Here is a 17754-nt window from a genome sequence, read left to right on the forward strand (position 1 = left end):
TACCGGTTTGCCGCAGATCGAGAAGGCGCCTCACTTTGCCCTCCCGACCCATGCGCGTGTATTCCGCTAGCTCGCCGTTCTCCGCAATCTCGACGCTCACGCGAACGCCCAGGTCCTTGTGGAGCGCACGTTCCATATCGCCTTGCAGAGTGTCGGCGTTCACGTCAGGGGAGCGCCGCTCCACGCGCACGATCATCTCCTCATGCCGACCTAGTCCCTCACCTTCGTAATAGGCCACGCATAGGAAGTCACCTGTGGTCCGTGGATCTTTCGTGATGGCATTCTGGCAGGCGAGAGGAAAGACATTCGTTCCGCGCAGCTTCACCATCTCGTCTGCGCGCCCGAGGAATGTTGACATCTTGCGCGTGCACAGGCCGCATTGACATTCTGAACGTTCGGAGACGATGAGCACATCCCTCAGATCGTAGCGGATGAACGGCGGCACAGACCTGTGAAGGCTCGTTGCGACGAAACTGCCCCGGCTTCCGAGAGGAAGTGAGGCGCCGCTGTCCACATCTACCGTTTCCACAAAGATCGTATCTTCGCTGATGTGCTTGCTGTCCTGGGCCTGGCACTCGAAAGCGATCAGTCCGATCTCATGCGTACCGTAATTGTCGTAGACCGGCGCTCCCCAGGCCTCCTGGAGGGCTTTGCGCAGATGCCCCTCTACATCAGGCCCGAGATAGGAATGGAGATACTTGGTCTTAAGGGAGTGCAGATCGAATTTCGTGGCAGCAGCGACTTCCGCAATGCGGCCGAGATATTCACCACGTGTGAACCACCCGTTGACTCCCCAGGCCTTCGCGTATTCCAGCTGCCGTTCCGTTGATGTGACAACGCCCGATCCGCAGGTCACAGGCACACAGCCGAGCCAGTGGTGAAGGGCGGTGTATGCGTTCCATGCGGCGTTCGCCAGGGAGTTCGTATAGGTGATCTGCACGATATCGCCGGGCCGAGCTCCCTGCGCGTAGAAGGCTCTCGCCATTTGAACGGCTTGTACTTCCCAGGCGATCGGATCGAACAGTGTGGTCCGCGGAAGACCGGTGGTTCCACTGCTCGTCTGGAGCTTCAGTGGCATCTGCCCGAAGCCTTCACGGCCGAATGGATGATGGTTTCCGAAAGGTGGCGCCTCGGCGATCGCTGTGCGCAGATCGTCGCTATTGAAGGTCGGGATACGTTCGATATGCTCAAGCGACGTTACATCGCCCGGCTCGAGGCCGGCCGCCGTCCAGCGCTTTCGGTAAAATGGAATCGCCCAAGCATCCCTGACACGTTCCAGGAACCGATGCCCCTGAAGCGCGCGCAGGGCGTCAGACGAGAGGATCCCGTGGGTCGCTTCATAATGGGGTGGTGGCGGATAGTCCGCCATGAATGCGTTCCAGTCAACGGATTGCCAATAATAAGGAATGCTGCCCGACATCGTCTTGTTGTCCACCAAAGGTCTTTCTTTGCACGCTTTAAAGGTTCAGGCGCCGCTTCGCCCGCGGGTCGCAAGAATCTGCACCGGCAGGACGATCACCAGGAGCCCGAGGACGAGAAGAACGGCCATGGCCGCTGCACCCGGAAGATCGGGAAAATCCCACATCATCCAGATTGCGGAGGCGAGAACCACGTTGCTGCTCGTCATCAGCACGAGCGGGATCGTCAGGTCGCGGGAGGTATGCGCTGCCACGAAGAGCCATCCGCTCAGGAATTGGACCCGCAGGAGCGGCAGCGTGATGCATCTGAAGGACGTCCACCAGCTCGCGCCACAGACGGTGGCCGCGTCGCCGAGTTCTTTGTGGAGTTGGGTCAGGGCGCTCGTCATGGTGCGCGTGGCGAACGCGAGCTGGACGGTGACGCTGGAGAGAACGAGGATCCAGATCGTGCCGTAGACCGGCGTGCGGATGTAGACCAGCAGGATCGCGATCACCATGACGACCGGCGGGATCGCTGTCGGCGCAAAGGCGAGAACGTCGAGAATCCGGGCCGCCAGTCCCCGATCCCGCACTGAGAACCAGGCGATGAGCGATCCGAGGAACATGACCAGGGTCGCACTGGCGAACACGAGGACCAGAGTATTGATGATAGCTTGCTGCGCGAAGGGAGAGGCGAGAGCCCGGCTGTAATTGTCGAAGGACAGACTCCCGAGAGCGGCAAGGCTGGGCACTTGGTAGGATGCCGTGAAGCTGGTCCAGAAAATCATGAGTAGAGGCAGGATCATGACCCCGAACAATGCGAATACGATGCATGTTACGGGAAGGCGCCAAACGCCGAGTTTCTGCCGTCGCGGGCGGAAGGCTTTCCCGGTGACGACGCGATATTTCTCGCCGGTCCCCACACACCGGAAATAGACCCACATGAGAAGACACGCGAGTCCGAGCAGACACACACCGAAGGCCGAGGAGAGGCCGTAGTTCGGAATGCCGGTGGTAGGCGAGGCTAGAAGATAGACGCGCGTGCTCAGCACGCGGATCTGAGCCGAAAGGCCGACGATGAACGGAATCTCGAAGGCTTGTACGACAATCATCACCATAAAGATGCCGACCGACAGGATGCCAGGGATCAGTAGTGGCAGCGTGATCCGCCGCATCACGGTGAAGGACCGGCTGCCATGGACGTGCCCCGCGCTTTCGAGCTGAGGATCCATGTTGGAGAAAAGGCCGCCGAGCATGACATAGGCAGTGGGGAACACGCTGAACGCAGTGATGATGATCAGCGACCAGAACGAATAGATTGTGAAGAGTGGGCTCGTGAGGCCTAATGCCGCTCGTGCAAGGACGTTGAGAGCTCCGTTGCCGGGATTAATCAGGAGGACCCATCCAAAGCCGATCACAAGTGGAGGAACGGCCATCCACGAGAATAGGAAGACTCGGATGACGGTTGCGCCCGGCATGTCCGTACGCTCCGTCAGCCACGCGACGAGAGCAGCTGCCCCGACTCCGAGCAGTACGCTTCCGCCCGCATAGGCGATCGTCGTCGTCAAAAGCGTGAAGGTATCGTTGCCTGCGAAGATCTGCCGAAAATTGGCGAAGGTGAAAGCGGAGGTTTCGAACGGAAGAACATCCTGAGGCGCCAGGCTGGCGCGAAGCAGGACGATCACCGGTCCGAGAACGAGGATCGCGACGACGACGAGCAGAGCGATTTTGATCAGACTTGGGCTGGCGAGGAACGTCCAGCGGGCCGTTCCGGAAGGCTGTTCTGCCGAAACATCCGCCATCATGCTGCCAAGCCTTCGAGGTCTACGCTGCGTGCCGCGGACGAAACCGGATGGTCCTTATGAACGACAATGCAACGCTCGGCGGGTAGGGTGAGATAGACCTTCTGTCCTTCCACTGGTGCTTCGAAGGTGTTCATCGTCACGACAAAGTCGTATCCCCCCGACAAGCAGACCCTCACCTCGATCTTTTCTCCAAGGAACGTGACCGAAGAAACGTTTCCGGGAATCTGAGCTAGATCCCCCTGGGCATCCACCGGCTGCGTATGGATGATCGGTGCATTCGGCCTAATCACGAGGATGGCATCGTCTCCAGCCCTCAAGCCTGCGGCGACCTTGGCTTGGATCTGTCCGAATGGCGTCGTCGTCACGGCTCGATCGTTGTCCACGTCCGAGATCGTGCACGCGACAAGATTACCGCTGCCCATGAAGTCGGCGGCGAAAGCCGAGTGCGGATTGAGGTAGATTTCCTTTGATGTGCCGACCTGGATGACCTTTCCGGCCCGCATGAGAGCGACCCTGTCGGACATGCCCATGGCTTCGACCTGATCATGCGTCACGAAAATGGCCGTGATGCCGATAGATTTGATCAGACGACGCAACTCGATGCGCATGGTGTCACGAAGCTTGGCGTCGAGGTTGCTGAGAGGTTCGTCGAGGAGGAGAAGGCGCGGCTTGTGAACGAGTGCGCGGGCGAGCGCGATACGCTGCTGCTGTCCTCCAGACAGCTGTGTCGCGGACCGGTTACCATAGCCTGCAAGCTCTACCATCGCGAGGGCATCGTCTACGCGTCTGGCAATCTGCTCGCGGCCAGGGTTGCGCCCGCGTTGAAGCAGCGGAAAGGCCACGTTCTCGGCAACACTCATATGAGGCCAGATCGCGTAGGACTGGAACACCATGCCAAGCCCCCGTTCGTTGGCGGGGAGATGAATGCGCTCGTCGCGGGAGTAGACCGTCTCTCCTCCGATGACGATGCGACCTGCGTCGGGGGTCTCAAGACCCGCGATGCATTGCAGCATCGTCGTCTTGCCGCAACCGCTGGGACCGAGCAGGGAGAAGATATCTCCCTGCTCGACGGACAAGGACACGGACTTCAACGCTTGAACGGCTGCGCCTCCCGGCTGGGCCGGATACGTTCGTTCCAGATGGCTGACCTTCAGCATCACTCCACTTTCTCAGGTAATGCGCATTGTCCGACACACGCGAGTTCCGGATCGAGTGAATAAAGCTCAGTTGGCGATCTGACCCGATATCATCTTCGAGATCGTCTGCCGGAGCTGTTCCGTGGACTTGATTTGCTCCAGAGAAGTCGGCGTCGCCATCTTGGCTTGGGTGCGAGCGATTTGCGCTGCAATCAGTTTGGCGATATCGGATGTAGGATCGCTGATGAGCGGAAGCGCTTCATGCTGATTTGCAACCGCGACGCCCTCCGTCGTGAGCCATGCCAGGAACAGCCGTGCCGTATTCTTGTTAGGCGCATTCTCTGGCACGTAGGCATAGCCTTCGAACACGAAGACGTAGTCGTCAAACAGGCGGAATTTCTGTGGCTCGCCATTTTGCATGGTTCGCAGGGCAGCATGATAGGTTGTCACCCCGAATGGCACCTGACCAACTGAGATCGCGCGACTCACGGCCGGCGTCCCTTGCTCGAGAACCGGTTTGTTGCGCAGGAGCTTCGAGGCGTAATCCTGCATCGCTTCCGGACCGACCACATAGGCCATGGAAGGCAGTGGATTCAGGAAGGCCGAATTAATCGCCATCTTGCCCTGCCATTTCGGATCGAGAAGATCCGCTGTCGTCTTCGGCAGGCTAGACTCTTCGATGAGCGCGGGATTCCAGGCGAGACCATAAACCGCATCGAGCACTGGGAGTGCCTGTCCCCTCAACTCAGGAAGAACGGCATCGACGGCGCGCTGAATGCCGGGAAGCTGCTTCCCGAAGACCTCCGCCCAGGGATAGGAAATGACAAGATTGCGGGAAACCATGCTCGACACGTCCTCGGCGCTGCCGAGGCCGATAATGTCGATCGATCCACGTCCGCTTCCTGCCTCCGTGATTACACGAGTATTGGTAGCCGGCGCGTTGGCGGGAGCCCAATCGGGCTTTACCGATAGGCCGAAGCGCTTGTTGAAAGCTTCCGTAAGCGCGGCGATGGCCTGGGGGCGACCGGGGCTGCTCAGGCGGACGACAAGACCATTTTCCTTCTTCGCTGCCTCAAGAACAGATTCAAATGTCGGTGGCGTTGGTTGCGCCGAGACCGGCCCAATTACGCATGCCGTAAACACAGTTGCAAAAAAGGCGCTGAGCCGTCGAGCCATGAATTCCTCCCAGAGCGGACCGATTGTAAGATGGGAGCAAATTGGCGAAGTCGCCCCCGGTTTTTCGTGGTCTATGCTTCCGGCTCTTTCGGCCGGTTCGCGATGAATCTTAACAGAGGCGGGGAAGCTAAGGCCCATCGCGCAATCGAGCATACCTCATATGGACGAGACCGCTTATCCAATGATCCTGCAGGATCATTGGACAATAGTCGATCAGGGTCGGAGGGCAGTTCCCAATCTCCCATTCGTCTACTCGATCCGGACGATGCACAGGCAAGCGATGCCATCCGTAATGCTGTAGAAACATGCTTCCCAGGAGGTCGCGTATGAGGATCCTGATCGTCGGCGGAACAGGGATGATCGGTGGCCATGCTGCGGATTTTCTCGCCGCACAAGGAAATTCTGTCACGATTGCGGCTCGCAGGCCGCCGCCGCCCATGGTACCCATGGCGAAATATCCGGTCCTCCTCGGTGATTACACGCAGGGCACTTTCTCCGAGAGCGACTTGGCGTCCTTCGATGCCGTTCTCTTCGCAGCGGGCAACGATATCAGGCATCTGCCAAAGGGGATGGACGAGCAGGAATTCTGGAGCCGAACCCAAATCGAGGGCGTTCCGCAATTCGTCTCACTGGCGAGACGCGCCGGTGTCCGGCGCGTCGTGCAGCTCGGCAGCTATTACCATCAGGTGATGCCGCACCTGATCGGGGAGAGCGCCTATGTTCGCGCGCGGCACCTTGCCGACGAGGGGGCGCGTGCGCTGGCGACCCCGGATTTCAATGTCTCGACACTCAATCCTCCCTCAATCGTGGGCGTCATGCCTGGAGTTCCGGCCAAGCGCTATGAAACTCTGACGGCATGGGCGAAAGGACGGCTCCCTGAGATTCCTGATTATGCTCCAATCGGGGGCACGAACTATATGTCCGTACGTTCCCTTTGCGAGGCGATCTGGGGCGCGTTGCGATTTGCAGAATCGGGTAGGGCCTACCTAATTGGCGACGTCAATCTCTCCTTCCGCGATTTCTTCCAGATGATTTTCGATGCGGCCGGCGGCTCCCGCCACCTGCAAGAGCGGGATCAGGAGCACCCCTTGCTGCCAGATGCCTTCATTATTCCGGGCCGTGGCCGGGTTCTTGCTTATGAGCCTGATCCGACCGAGACGGCTCTCCTCGGCTATACGCGGGGGGATTTGAGGCGGGCCGTGAATGAGATCGTAACCCTATTCGGTGAGACATGAGCGAGCTATCGGAAGAACTCCTCCTCGGGGTCGCTCTGCGCGGTGTCGCTGAACGTTATGCCCTGGCAGCGGACATCGGGGACGGCGATCTGTTCGCGGCTCAGTTCACGCAAGACGGGGTGCTGGAATCCCCGCGGGGCCTGTTCAAGGGGCATGCCTCTCTGGTCACCGTGCCGAATTTGCTTCGAGAGCGCTATGCAGAAACCTTCCATGCCGTTCACAATCAGGTTGTCCATCCTGCAGGGGAGGGGACGCGGGCTATCACGTACTGCATCGCGCGGCATTTCTGGCGTGGCGAGGTCGATGATCTTCTCTGTTATGAGATGACGATACGCTATCTGGATCAGTTCGCTCGCGAGATGGGGCAATGGCGTCTATCACAGCGAAAGCTCATCGTTCTCGGTACTCGCACGTTTCCCATGGAAGCGGCAGCGTCTTTCGCGCCGCAGGGCTAAGGGATCCGAGTTGCGGGCATCGGTCACGTGTTACCACTGGAATTGTCCAGCAAGGTCGCACTGATCACTGGATGTGGGCAGATGCCGGACTGCCCGTTGGGCTGGATGATCGGTCTATCGATCCTGATCGACGTCGGCTATACGCCCCACGATGTGTCCGTCTCGCTGCGCGATCGAATGGATTGAGTGTCCGAGGACATGTTCTTTCTGAACATTCGAGCGAGATCGGCATAGCGCGCCGGGCCGCGTCGAATCATCGTCTCCTCCTTCTCTGTGAGAGCGCGGACGCGTCGCGCAGGTCTTCCTGCCCACAACTCTCCCGACTTGACGCGCTTGCCGGGCGTGACGAAGCTGCCAGCTGCTACAAAGGCGCCGCTTTCAACAACAGCGCCGTCGAGGATCATGGCCTGCATACCGACAAAGGATCCCGATTCGATGCGGCATCCATGGATCATGGCCATATGACCGATGAGCACGTCGTTACCAATGAACGTATCCATCGGAGGATCGCCCACATGGACAACGGAGTTGTCCTGGATGTTCGAGCCCGTACCGATATGAATCCGGTTGAAGTCTCCGCGCAGGACGACACCGTACCAGATCGAGCTGCCAGCGCCGATTTCCACATCTCCGACGATGGTGGCGTTGGGAGCGATAAACGCATCCTCAGCGATGCGTGGCGCGAAGCCCCCGAAGTGCACGATCAACCCCATCACGATGTCCTTAATAAATTGGATTCATGACGGCCGTTCGAGCCGATCCCCATTTCATCCATCGAAATCCTGGCCGTCACGTATTCGCGCTGCATATCGGCTGCGGCGCGTCGAGAGGACGGAACGGTACCTGCATCTACTCTGCGAGTTTGACGCCTGGCGTGGGAGGCAGCGCGACGGAGGAGTTGTCTTCTGCCACGAATTGAGCGACGGACCAGCCTCGCCGGTCGGTGTCCGACGTCACGAAGTTATAGAAGTTGGAATCGCCCGTGGCCTGATGATCTGAGCGGAACGATCGCTTCCCGCCAACCGTGTCGAAGGTGTTTTCCTCCAAGACCTTAGCAATGGCCTTGGTCGATACTTCGCCCGCTTTGGCAATCGCCTGAACATAGACGTCGATAGCGGCGTGGGAGATTCCCACGTAGCCGCTTGGCCTGTCGTCGCCCGTGCGGGTGACATAATCGTCATAGAGGTGCTTGGCGGCTGGAAACCTATCGACATAGGCGCCATAGTACCAATCCGAGCACGTCCAGAAGTTCGGCGGCGTGCGCTTGCCTAGAGCGTTGGCCAACACCACATCGTTGCCCATGTCCATAAAGACCTTGATCTTACTATCCCATCCGAAGGGCCGGGCTTGTTGAACCAAGGTAGCAGGATCGGGGAACGACAACATTAGCCCCTCGATGGGGCTTGCCATGATCTGTGCGATTTCGTTCTTGAAGTCATTGGCGCCCACCTTGACCTTGATGGCATCGGTAATAATTGGCTCCTTGCCCGTGATTGTGGGATAATGGCGCCTAATGCCCGCCGCGAAGGCTCGCCACTGCGAGGCTCCCGCCTCGTTGTCCGTGGTAATCCCACTCCAATGCCGTATCTCTGGATATTTCTGCGCCGCGAGACGTCCGGCAGCTCGACCGCGGATGGCAGCATTCTCGTTGAGACGAAAGCCCAGCGGGTTGAAATTCTCGTGCGTAAGCGAGTCTCCGTTCGCGTGCAGCGTCATGAAAAGACCGTCGATCGACTGTAGGACCCCGAAGGCTGCCAGTGCGGTCGCTGTGAAGACTCCGCCAGTGAATAGCTTCACGCCGAGGCCGGATAGCTCTCGCATGGCAGCGACGGTTTCATTCGGGTTGATCTTATCGTCGCGCACGATGAGCTCGATCGGGCGGCCCATCACGCCGCCGGCCTTGTTCAATTGCTCGACGGCAATTTCTGCACCGACCTTGACATCGCGCCCGAGGTCAGGCGCAAATCCCGTGAGGGGAGCGAGCAAGCCGATCCGGATCGGACCGGCATCCTGAGCGAAAACGTGACGACCAAGGGACAGACTGCCGAGCGCCGTGGCGGAGCCGATTATCAAACCTCTTCTGCTGATACCATGTGACATCGTGATCCTCCCAAATTTTGCTTCTCGTTCGATTCATCCGAATGGCGCGTCACTCTTCTCGCTCATAGGTCCACGGCATGCCATCGACCAGAATGGCCTTACTGACAGATGAGGCGAAGCGGGCACTGACCGAATCCTGATACTCGTCTGAATAATAGAAGGCACGAGCCTGATCCCATGAGGGAAACTCCACGACGAAGAACCGTTCCGGCATCCAGCCGCCCTCAAGGGTCTCAAGGCACCCCTCCTGACCCGCAACGCTGCGAACCATGAAGCGTCCGCCATGCCGATCGAGAATAGGTCTGGCCGCTGAGCGGTAGCCGTCATACTGCTCGCGATCGTTGATCGAGATCTCGAAGATGAGATAGGCGGCCAATATACCCTCCTGTGCCGTACCGGTTTCGTCGAATTCGCTCCATAACAACTATTCAGAGATCAACTTGTAAGGATGTAATCGTCCGAACAGACTAAGACGTATATCAGTGAGCATGCGCGAAATAGATTGACCGGAACGATGACGCGTAGGTTGACATGCTGCAACTAGAAGCAACCGCGGTGAAACTTAATCAAGTGCTTGTTGCGGAGGAAACGCGTGGGAATGCAAATCGGATTTGCGTTGTTCAATGGGCTGACGGTCGGGATGTCAATCTTCCTGGTGGCGGCAGGAATAACGCTCATCTTCGGGATGCTGAAGATTCTGAACATCGCCCACGGCAGTTTCTTTATGATTGGGGCCTATGTCGCCTATTCGATCATAGGAACTGATCCGGACAGTACGTGGAAGCTGGTGGTCGCGGCCATTCTTTCGGGACTGGTGCTTGCCGCGCTCGGACTTCTCCTCAATGCCAGCGTCTTTCAGAGATTGCGGAATATTGGCGAGGCCTATTCCCTGATCGCGACCTTTGCTCTTCTGATGATCTGCAATGGAGTCACCAAGATCATCTGGGGTGTTAACTATCATTCCGTCAGCGCTCCTGATGCCCTCGCGGGGGCAGTGATGTATGGCAGGTTTTTTGCACCATCGTATTCCTTGTTCATCATCGGTCTGGGTGTGCTGACATTCCTCGTCCTGGAGATCGTGGTCCACCGGTCTTCGGTAGGAAAGGTCGTGAGAGCCATCGCGCACGACCCGTGGATGGCCAACCTCGTCGGCATCAATACATCGCGGATCTACGCGCTCGTGGTGATAGCGGCCTTCTTCTGTGTTGGCATGGCCGGCGGGCTTCTTCTGCCGAACCAGAGCCTTTCTCCATTGCTGTTCGAATCCTATCTCCTGCAATCCTTCATCGTGGTGATCATCGGTGGCTTGGGAAACATCCGGGGCGCCTTCGTCGGAGCCATCATGCTTGGACTGACCGAGGGCGCGAACTTTCTGGTCCTGCCTGACATCCCTGGTATTTTGGTTTACATCATCCTGATCGGCTTTCTTCTGTGGCGCCCATACGGGCTTTTCCCTCAGCCGGGAGCGGATACAGCCGGGCAAGCGGGGAGCCTCGCCGAAACGGAGGACGTTCCAGCCACAACGCCACCGAAGGCACTATTAGGCAGCGTCGTGGCGACCGTCCTTGCCGTTAGCGTCCTTGCAAGCATGCCGTTCTGGGCTAATGCCGGATTTCTGTTCATCATAGGCTTCGCCATGGTCGAAGCAGTGTTAGCGCTCTCCTGGAACTTGTTGTTCGGCTATGCCGGCCTCACGACCTTCGGCCACGCGGCCTTCTTCGCGCTGGGGGCTTATTTCGTGGGATTTCTCCTGCGTCAGGAAACGGGGATTCCATTTCTGGTACTCCTCTCGAGCTCGTTGGTCCTTGGAGCACTCACAGCCTTTTTTGTCGGGTTCATCGCCATTCGACGCACGAGTGGCATCGCGCTGGGTATTCTCACCCTATCTCTCGGAGAGATCCTCAGAAGAGCCATCAACTATTCGCCAGCTCTTGGCAGCGACGACGGTCTGTCCGGTATCCCACGGCCGCGGATCGATCTGGGTCTTATCGTCTTCGATCTCGGCTCGGAGCGCGCGTATTTTTGGTTTTTGCTGGCGGCCTGTTCGGTCGTCGCGCTTGCACTGTGGAGTTTCACGGTGGGGCCCAAGGGCCGTGTTCTGGTCGCGCTGCGGCAGGACCCAATTCGCGCAGAATTTCTTGGCATCAACGTCAGGCGCTATCGGTTGACCGCCTTCGTGATCTCCGGCGCCATTGCGGCGCTTGCCGGTGGCCTGCAGGCACCCTGGGCTCAGATCGTCACCCCTGAAGCTGCAAGCTATCTGCATTCCACGCAGCCCATGCTGAATACGCTACTTGGCGGATCGGGCTTCTTCTGGGGCCCGATCGTGGGATCGGCGATCTTCTCGGGCATCAACTATGCGACGCGCACCCTTGCGGGGCTGTCCGAAGTCGTTAGCGGGGGCATTCTTCTGCTCATTGTGCTTGCAGCGCCTGGGGGGGTGCTCGGTCTAGGTTCGCGGTTCGGACGAATGAAACACGTCGGTGCATTGCATAAACGGAGCACCGTCAACGAATTGACTCGGATCGGCTAGTGGGCAGGGCTATCCATGATTGAGTGCACGAACATCTATAAGAACTATGGTGCCATCTCGGTCCTGAAGGGCATATCTCTGAACGTCGCGGAGCAGGAGACTTTTACCGTTATCGGCCCAAACGGCGCGGGGAAAACAACCCTATTCAAGGTGCTGACGGGCGAGATTCCCGCCAATTCCGGAACGGTGACCTTCAAGGGAGAGGACATCACGCGCCTGTCCGCTAGCGCGCGGGTGCATCGGGGATTCGGTAGGACATTTCAGGTCGCACGAGTCCTGCCAAGCAACAGTGTTCTGGAAAACATCGTCATTGCGCTTGAGGCGAGAGCGCGGCAGATCGAACGGGGGCCCCTACGGCAGCTGCGCCCAACCGGCAGGATCAAGGATGAAGCAGTCGAAGTCGCACGCAGGATCTCTCTCGCGAACAAACTGGACGTTCCCGCCCGCTTTCTCTCGCATGGTGACCGCAAGCGTCTGGAACTCGGCATCACCCTGGCGCTGAAGCCGAAGATCCTGATGATGGATGAGCCTACGGCGGGCATGTCGCCTAGCGACCGCAATGCGACCATCGACATAATCCTGCACGTGAAGGATGAGGATTGCCTCACCATCATGCTGACGGAACACGATATGGATGTTGTGTCCCAGCTGTCGGACCGGATCATGGTGATGAACTACGGAGAAACCATTGCGGTCGGAACGCTGAGCGAGATTCGCGAAAATGCCGCCGTGCGAGATATCTATCTCGGGGAGGAAATCGGCGATGCTTGAGGTGGCGGGGCTGAATGCCTTCTATGGCGACAGCCATATTCTTCATGGTGTCGATCTGACGGTCGACACGAGCGATCGAGTCTCCGTTCTTGGGCGCAACGGTTCCGGCAAGACGACACTGATGAAGAGCATTCTGAATGCGGGACCTCGCATTTACGGTAGAATTTGCCTCGACGGCGCGGACCTTGCCGATGAGCCCTCGTTTCAGCGGGCCCGCAGCGGGCTTTCGCTCGTCCCGGAGGACCGACGGAGCTTCCCGCACCTGACGGTCAGGGATAACCTCCTGATCGCGCTTACTGCGGCGGGAAAGAGAACGGGCCTCGATATAGAGCAGGTTCTCGACACGTTTCCGATGCTCAAGCCACTAACGGCCCGATATGGCAGCCAGTTGAGTGGCGGACAGCAGCAGATGGTCGCGGTCGCCCGCGGGGTCATGCCACGTCCGAGATGTCTTCTCCTTGACGAGCCTACCGAGGGACTCGCCCCGGTCATCGTCAGGCAATTGGCCGCGTCGCTCGTCCGGCTCTGTGACGAGTTCAATATTGGCCTGCTCCTCAGTGAGCAGAATATCTGGTTCGCCCGCTTCTGCACGCAGCGTGTCTACATCATCGAAAATGGGCGCATTGTGTTTTCCGGGTCATGGGATGAATTCGATTCCCGTCCAGACGTAAAGCACCTTTATCTCGCCGTGTGAGGGGAAGAATGACGTCTCGCAGAGAAGCTGATCCCAGAGTATCGTACCCGAAAGCAGAGGCCGCTGCTGGGATCGATTCGACGCTCTCCCATTCGATCGGCGCATCGTACGATGAGGGAAGCTCTTCGCCGGTGCGAATCTCTGATTCTACACGATCCGCCGAGGACAAGACAGGCAGGATCGCATTTATCGGCGCAGGAAGCATCGGTCGTCCGATGGCGGAGCGGTTGATAGAATGTGGCCGGGATTTGATCGTGTGCGATCCATCGCAAGCAGTCCGGGATCACTTTTCCGCACTTGGCTGTCCCACGACAGCCTCGCCTAGCGACTGCGCAGACGCCGGAATCGTTATCTTCATGGTCGCGAACGACGCCCAGCTGAGGAGCGCGGCGACGGGTCCGTCGGGCCTCGTTCCCTCTCTCGATGCGTCGGCGGATCCGATCCTCCTGATTATGAGCACGGTTCTTCCAGAGACGGTTATCGAGATCGCTGCAGAAGCCGCACGGAGAAATGCCCGCACGATCGATGCTCCGGTCAGCGGAGGCTCCCTTAAGGCGCGCGACGGCACTCTGTCTATCATGGTCTCCGGAGATCCAGCTGACATTGACGAGGCGCGCCCTGTCCTCGATCAGCTCGCTTCCGTCACGTTCGAGTGCGGCGACTTAGGAAACGGGCAGAGGACAAAGATTCTTAACAACCTCGTGGGTGTCGCTAATCTTTTCCTCTTCGCCGAGACCATGCGCATTGCGCAGCTCCTCGGTATGGATCTGCAACGGCTGGCAGATGTCATGGAGCGGAGTTCAGGGCGGAACAACGGAACTAAGAACTGGCCTGCCCGGAAAGGGCTATTTCGCTGGAACAGCGCAGATCTCGCCGCGACGAGATCTGTCGTCGACGTGACCCGCAAGGATCTCCACCATGCTCTGACGCTCGCCGATAGGGCAGGAGCCTCGACGCCCCTTCTCAGAGCGCTGATCCGGGGACACGACGAAACATCTTATGGCGATGTCCTTGAGCGCTGGAGCGCTTTGGCATCCGATGACGACGGCGGAACAGACTAATGCTTCGCACGATGATCTCCAACAAGCATCAAGGATCCTTCGACAATGACTGAGTTCCGTGAAGTAGCGAGAGGGCTGCGCTTTCCCGAGGGACCGGTCGCGCTCCCCGACGGGTCGTGTCTCGTGGTCGAGATGGAACGTCAGTCCTTGACCCATGTTGCGCAGGATGGGACGGTCACGCCGGTGGCGCATCTCGGGGGTGGTCCAAATGGCGCGGCGCTGGGACCCGATGGCCATTGTTATGTCTGCAACAATGGTGGCGTGCAGTTCTATAGAGACGAGCATGGGATCCGGCCTGCTGGGCAGGCTCCCTCGTATCGGTCGGGACGGATCGAGCGAGTCGATCTCAGGACCGGTCAGGTGGAGGTCTTGTATGATCGGACGGAGGCGGGTCCGATCAGAAGTCCGAACGACATCGTTTTCGACAGATTTGGGGGATTCTGGTTCACCGATTCGGGCAAGACCCGACAGCGTGACGCTGATCGGGGGAGTGTCTACTACGCCAAGTCCGACGGATCGGAATGTCGGGAGGTGATCTTTCCGATGCTCGTTCCGAACGGCATCGCCCTGTCTCCAGATCAGACAAGGCTGATCGTTGCGGAAACCCATACGGCCCGTCTCTGGTCCTTCGAGATTACCGGTCCTGGACAGATCGTCAGGAAGCCCTGGCCGTCACCCCATGGTGGGGAATTGATCGTGGGCCTACCAGGCTATCAATGGTTCGACTCGCTTGCTATCGACAGCGAGGGTAACATCTGCGTCGCCACACTCATCACGGGCGGAATCACGGTCGTCTCACCAGATGGAAGCAAGGTGGAGCACATTTCTCTCCCGGATGCCTACACGACGAATATCTGCTTCGGGGGCGAGGATCTGAAGACAGCCTTTGTAACCCTTGCCAATTGCGGCCGCCTTGTTGCTATCGATTGGCCTAGAGCGGGCCTGCGGCTGAATTATTAGCGCTTTGGAGAATAGCCACCGTAACTACACCGGGCTCGTGTATGACGGCTTGAGCCGAATAGAGCGCATAATTCAACGCGGGACGATGCTGTTGAGCAATTTCACCTGTCGGCGTTTGGCAAAGTGCTGGGCATCTCTGGCGCATATCGCCACTGGGATCACGCTAGGCAGAGACTGCCGATGCGCCATGGAAGATCCGGGGCAATGTTCATATTTTGAGGAGCGACCTACCTATGCCCACCGCCGAGCGCAAATCAAATGCGATGGATATCGGCGACATCGCTCAGGTCCTATCTCAAATTGTTGATGTCGCGATTAGCCCTCAACGGGCAGAGGAACTGATTGATGAGATGTCACAGCTAATGTGGGCTATCAGCGATCTCGGTCCTGACGCGAAGGACACCTTGGGGCGGTCAAATGGCGTCACGGACTTAGCCACGTGATTGGGATGTGGTTCAGTTTGATTGTCTGATTCCTAACAAGAAGTTTGGCCGGATTATCTTCGGAGGGGCTACACCGGTTCCATAACCTATGTTATGCGAAATACATCTGTAACTGCCATATACAAATGTCAGTGCCCTGCCATTTAGAGATGTCAGTTCCAGTTCCCCCTCCCTGGATATGGGAGGACCAGGGCCATGACCGTGATCAGCATGAGCCACACGGAACTGTATCGGCTGCGGGTGGTGATGGATCTGGTCGAGGACCACCTCACCCCGGCGCAAGCCGCCGCCCGACTCCATCTGACGGAGCGCCAGGTCTGGCGGCTGCGCCGCCGCTTTCTCCAGGATGGCGCGGCCGGTCTGGCCTCGCGCAAGCGCGGACGGATCAGCAACCGGCGCATTCATCCGTCGGTTCAGCTCACCGCCGTGGCCCTGGTCCGGGAGCATTATGCCGATTTCGGCCCGACCTTCGCAGCCGAGAAGCTGGCTCAGCGCCATGGCCTGTTCGTCGGTCGGGAGACCAAGCCAGTGCACCAAGCCCCGCAATCGTCGCGAGTGCGTCGGCGAACTCGTGCAGATCGACGGGTCCGATCACCACTGGTTCGAGAATCGTGGCCCACGCTGCACGCTTTTGGTGTTCATCGACGATGCGACCAGCCGCCTGATGCATCTGCGCTTTGCCCATTCCGAGTCGACGTTCGACTATTTCCAGGCAACGCGCGGTTACCTGGAGCGGCATGGCAAGCCGGTGGCGTTCTACTCCGACAAGCACGCGATCTTCCGCGTCAACAGGAGCGATGCCAAGGGCGGTGACGGCATGACCCAGTTCGGCCGGGCCCTGCACGAGCTGAACATCGACATCCTCTGCGCCAACAGCTCTCAGGCCAAAGGCCGCGTCGAACGCGCCAACCAGACGCTGCAAGATCGCCTGGTCAAGGAACTGCGGCTTGCCGGGATCTCGACGATTGAGGCGGCCAATGCCTTCGCGCCAGGATTCACCGAGGACTTCAACGCCCGCTTTGCGCAGCCTCCCTTCGACAGCCGGGATCTGCACCGGCCTCTGGCGCCACACGACGATCTCGACGAGGCATTTGCCTGGAAGGAGCAACGCACGCTCACCTACAACCTGACGCTCCAATACGACAAGGTGCTGTTCATTCTCGAGCCCAATGCGATCACACGGCCCCTCGCACGCCAGCGCGTCACCGTCTATGACTATCCGGACGGACGCTTTGCCATCAAGCACCGCGGTATCGCGCTCCCTTACAAGATCTTCGACCGTCGCCAGCAGGTCGACCAAGCCGCCATTGTCGAGAACAAGCGGCTCGGGGAAGTGCCGGCCTTCATTGCAGAGCGGCAGCGCGAGCGAACGGAGACACGCAGCAACAAGGCTCCGCGCCGGCGCGGCCAAGCCGAGCGCCACATGTTCAAGCTCAACTAACTCTCAGCAGTAGGTTAGATGAGATGGCTACAGGCAGGAGCTCTAACAATCTCTAATGCAACTGGTTGCTTCGAATTCGTGAACTGCTCATCAATACGTGTCTCGCCTCGCTTCACAGTCACTTTTGCATGGCTAATGTTGATATCGTATTTTGCGAGAATGATACTTTTCCACTTATACGCGGAGATATATTTTATGCAGACGGTTTTCTTACATCCATTGCCCTCTTGGGCACACGTCAGCCTATTTGTTTTTATGAAGTCAGATGAGTTTGACCTATTAAGTGCATAGCTTATCCGTTCCGCAATGATCTCTTCTGAATTCTCATAGTAATTTGTAATCAATCTATCCAATTCTGTTCCATCAGAACTAGTACTCACTATGGTATTAATCGGATTAATTGCACAGCAAGCTAAGGGGATTCCGAGCATTGGGATAATAACAAAACGTATTGCTCGGCTCATCGGGTTAGGATCCACTCTGGTCTGGCTTAGGCCTTTGTGAGCCTGCCTCAACGCGTCACTCTTCCAACGTTCACCACTAGTTT

15 protein-coding genes and 1 pseudogene are annotated in these 17754 nt (G+C 58.3%); 9 read left to right on the forward strand and 7 right to left on the reverse strand.

From position 1 onward, the window contains the following. From K9B37_RS25010 to K9B37_RS22715, 4 genes are all read right to left on the reverse strand, one after another. On the reverse strand, window positions 1–1435 hold a 1435-nt coding region (locus tag K9B37_RS25010; protein ID WP_224315822.1), incomplete at its 3' end, for a phenylacetate--CoA ligase family protein. Between the two features lie 30 nt (window positions 1436–1465). Next, a complete protein-coding gene (locus tag K9B37_RS22705; RefSeq protein WP_224315823.1) occupies window positions 1466–3202 on the reverse strand; it encodes an ABC transporter permease in 1737 nt (578 codons plus the stop codon). Further along, the gene (locus tag K9B37_RS22710; protein ID WP_224315824.1) at window positions 3199–4359 is read right to left on the reverse strand and encodes an ABC transporter ATP-binding protein; all 1161 of its coding nucleotides are present in this window, start codon (window positions 4357–4359) and stop codon (window positions 3199–3201) included. Before K9B37_RS22710 ends, K9B37_RS22705 begins: the two co-directional genes overlap by 4 nt. Window positions 4360–4425: 66 nt before the next feature. Further along, the gene (locus K9B37_RS22715) at window positions 4426–5514 is read right to left on the reverse strand and encodes an ABC transporter substrate-binding protein (protein WP_224315825.1); all 1089 of its coding nucleotides are present in this window, start codon (window positions 5512–5514) and stop codon (window positions 4426–4428) included. A 326-nt stretch (window positions 5515–5840) separates the two neighbouring features. On the opposite strand from K9B37_RS22715, the gene K9B37_RS22720 reads away from it, so the two are divergent. Together K9B37_RS22720 and K9B37_RS22725 are read left to right on the forward strand one after the other, a co-directional pair. After that, on the forward strand, window positions 5841–6749 hold the full coding sequence (locus K9B37_RS22720; protein ID WP_224315826.1) for an NAD-dependent epimerase/dehydratase family protein: 909 nt from the start codon (window positions 5841–5843) through the stop codon (window positions 6747–6749). Continuing rightward, window positions 6746–7204: a nuclear transport factor 2 family protein gene (locus K9B37_RS22725; RefSeq protein WP_224315827.1), complete on the forward strand. Its 459-nt coding sequence runs from the start codon at window positions 6746–6748 to the stop codon at window positions 7202–7204. Before K9B37_RS22720 ends, K9B37_RS22725 begins: the two co-directional genes overlap by 4 nt. 137 nt (window positions 7205–7341) lie before the next feature. On the opposite strand, the gene K9B37_RS22730 is transcribed toward K9B37_RS22725, so the two are convergent. The 3 genes from K9B37_RS22730 to K9B37_RS22740 form a co-directional block, all read right to left on the reverse strand. Continuing rightward, on the reverse strand, window positions 7342–7917 hold the full coding sequence (locus K9B37_RS22730; RefSeq protein WP_224315828.1) for a gamma carbonic anhydrase family protein: 576 nt from the start codon (window positions 7915–7917) through the stop codon (window positions 7342–7344). A gap of 136 nt (window positions 7918–8053) precedes the next feature. Beyond that, window positions 8054–9304 carry an ABC transporter substrate-binding protein gene (locus tag K9B37_RS22735; RefSeq protein WP_224315829.1) on the reverse strand — a complete coding sequence of 417 codons (1251 nt, stop codon included), beginning with the start codon at window positions 9302–9304 and terminating at the stop codon, window positions 8054–8056. Window positions 9305–9353: 49 nt separating this feature from the next. Further along, a complete protein-coding gene (locus tag K9B37_RS22740) occupies window positions 9354–9680 on the reverse strand; it encodes a DUF1330 domain-containing protein (protein WP_224315830.1) in 327 nt (108 codons plus the stop codon). 222 nt (window positions 9681–9902) lie between these two features. Between K9B37_RS22740 and K9B37_RS22745 the strand changes: the two genes are divergently transcribed. From K9B37_RS22745 to K9B37_RS22775, 7 genes and pseudogenes are all read left to right on the forward strand, one after another. After that, window positions 9903–11837 carry an ABC transporter permease gene (locus tag K9B37_RS22745; protein ID WP_224315872.1) on the forward strand — a complete coding sequence of 645 codons (1935 nt, stop codon included), beginning with the start codon at window positions 9903–9905 and terminating at the stop codon, window positions 11835–11837. A 15-nt stretch (window positions 11838–11852) separates the two neighbouring features. Continuing rightward, window positions 11853–12608 carry an ABC transporter ATP-binding protein gene (locus K9B37_RS22750; RefSeq protein WP_224315831.1) on the forward strand — a complete coding sequence of 252 codons (756 nt, stop codon included), beginning with the start codon at window positions 11853–11855 and terminating at the stop codon, window positions 12606–12608. Continuing rightward, window positions 12601–13302: an ABC transporter ATP-binding protein gene (locus K9B37_RS22755; RefSeq protein ID WP_224315832.1), complete on the forward strand. Its 702-nt coding sequence runs from the start codon at window positions 12601–12603 to the stop codon at window positions 13300–13302. The genes K9B37_RS22750 and K9B37_RS22755 overlap by 8 nt, the downstream gene beginning before the upstream one ends. A gap of 8 nt (window positions 13303–13310) precedes the next feature. Then, a complete protein-coding gene (locus tag K9B37_RS22760; RefSeq protein WP_224315833.1) occupies window positions 13311–14363 on the forward strand; it encodes an NAD(P)-dependent oxidoreductase in 1053 nt (350 codons plus the stop codon). A 45-nt stretch (window positions 14364–14408) separates the two neighbouring features. Next, the gene (locus K9B37_RS22765; RefSeq protein ID WP_224315834.1) at window positions 14409–15323 is read left to right on the forward strand and encodes an SMP-30/gluconolactonase/LRE family protein; all 915 of its coding nucleotides are present in this window, start codon (window positions 14409–14411) and stop codon (window positions 15321–15323) included. Window positions 15324–15556: 233 nt separating this feature from the next. After that, the gene (locus tag K9B37_RS22770) at window positions 15557–15766 is read left to right on the forward strand and encodes a hypothetical protein (RefSeq protein ID WP_224315835.1); all 210 of its coding nucleotides are present in this window, start codon (window positions 15557–15559) and stop codon (window positions 15764–15766) included. Between the two features lie 195 nt (window positions 15767–15961). Continuing rightward, a pseudogene (locus K9B37_RS22775) lies at window positions 15962–17207 on the forward strand (ISNCY family transposase). Window positions 17208–17754 lie beyond the last annotated feature (547 nt).

The sequence above is a fragment of the Microvirga puerhi genome (assembly GCF_020089865.1).
Classification (GTDB): domain Bacteria; phylum Pseudomonadota; class Alphaproteobacteria; order Rhizobiales; family Beijerinckiaceae; genus Microvirga; species Microvirga puerhi.

What these genes read in the sequence shown, in the direction of transcription:
- K9B37_RS22750 (WP_224315831.1), top strand. Translation starts at nt 11,853, where the DNA reads ATGATTGAGTGCACGAACATCTATAAGAACTATGGTGCCATCTCGGTC.
- K9B37_RS22760 (WP_224315833.1), top strand. Translation starts at nt 13,311, where the DNA reads ATGACGTCTCGCAGAGAAGCTGATCCCAGAGTATCGTACCCGAAAGCA.
- K9B37_RS22770 (WP_224315835.1), top strand. Translation starts at nt 15,557, where the DNA reads ATGCCCACCGCCGAGCGCAAATCAAATGCGATGGATATCGGCGACATC.
- K9B37_RS22745 (WP_224315872.1), top strand. Translation starts at nt 9,903, where the DNA reads ATGCAAATCGGATTTGCGTTGTTCAATGGGCTGACGGTCGGGATGTCA.
- K9B37_RS22725 (WP_224315827.1), top strand. Translation starts at nt 6,746, where the DNA reads ATGAGCGAGCTATCGGAAGAACTCCTCCTCGGGGTCGCTCTGCGCGGT.
- K9B37_RS22730 (WP_224315828.1), bottom strand. Translation starts at nt 7,917, where the DNA reads ATGGGGTTGATCGTGCACTTCGGGGGCTTCGCGCCACGCATCGCTGAG.
- K9B37_RS22755 (WP_224315832.1), top strand. Translation starts at nt 12,601, where the DNA reads ATGCTTGAGGTGGCGGGGCTGAATGCCTTCTATGGCGACAGCCATATT.
- K9B37_RS22720 (WP_224315826.1), top strand. Translation starts at nt 5,841, where the DNA reads ATGAGGATCCTGATCGTCGGCGGAACAGGGATGATCGGTGGCCATGCT.
- K9B37_RS22710 (WP_224315824.1), bottom strand. Translation starts at nt 4,359, where the DNA reads ATGCTGAAGGTCAGCCATCTGGAACGAACGTATCCGGCCCAGCCGGGA.
- K9B37_RS22765 (WP_224315834.1), top strand. Translation starts at nt 14,409, where the DNA reads ATGACTGAGTTCCGTGAAGTAGCGAGAGGGCTGCGCTTTCCCGAGGGA.
- K9B37_RS22715 (WP_224315825.1), bottom strand. Translation starts at nt 5,514, where the DNA reads ATGGCTCGACGGCTCAGCGCCTTTTTTGCAACTGTGTTTACGGCATGC.
- K9B37_RS22735 (WP_224315829.1), bottom strand. Translation starts at nt 9,304, where the DNA reads ATGTCACATGGTATCAGCAGAAGAGGTTTGATAATCGGCTCCGCCACG.
- K9B37_RS22705 (WP_224315823.1), bottom strand. Translation starts at nt 3,202, where the DNA reads ATGATGGCGGATGTTTCGGCAGAACAGCCTTCCGGAACGGCCCGCTGG.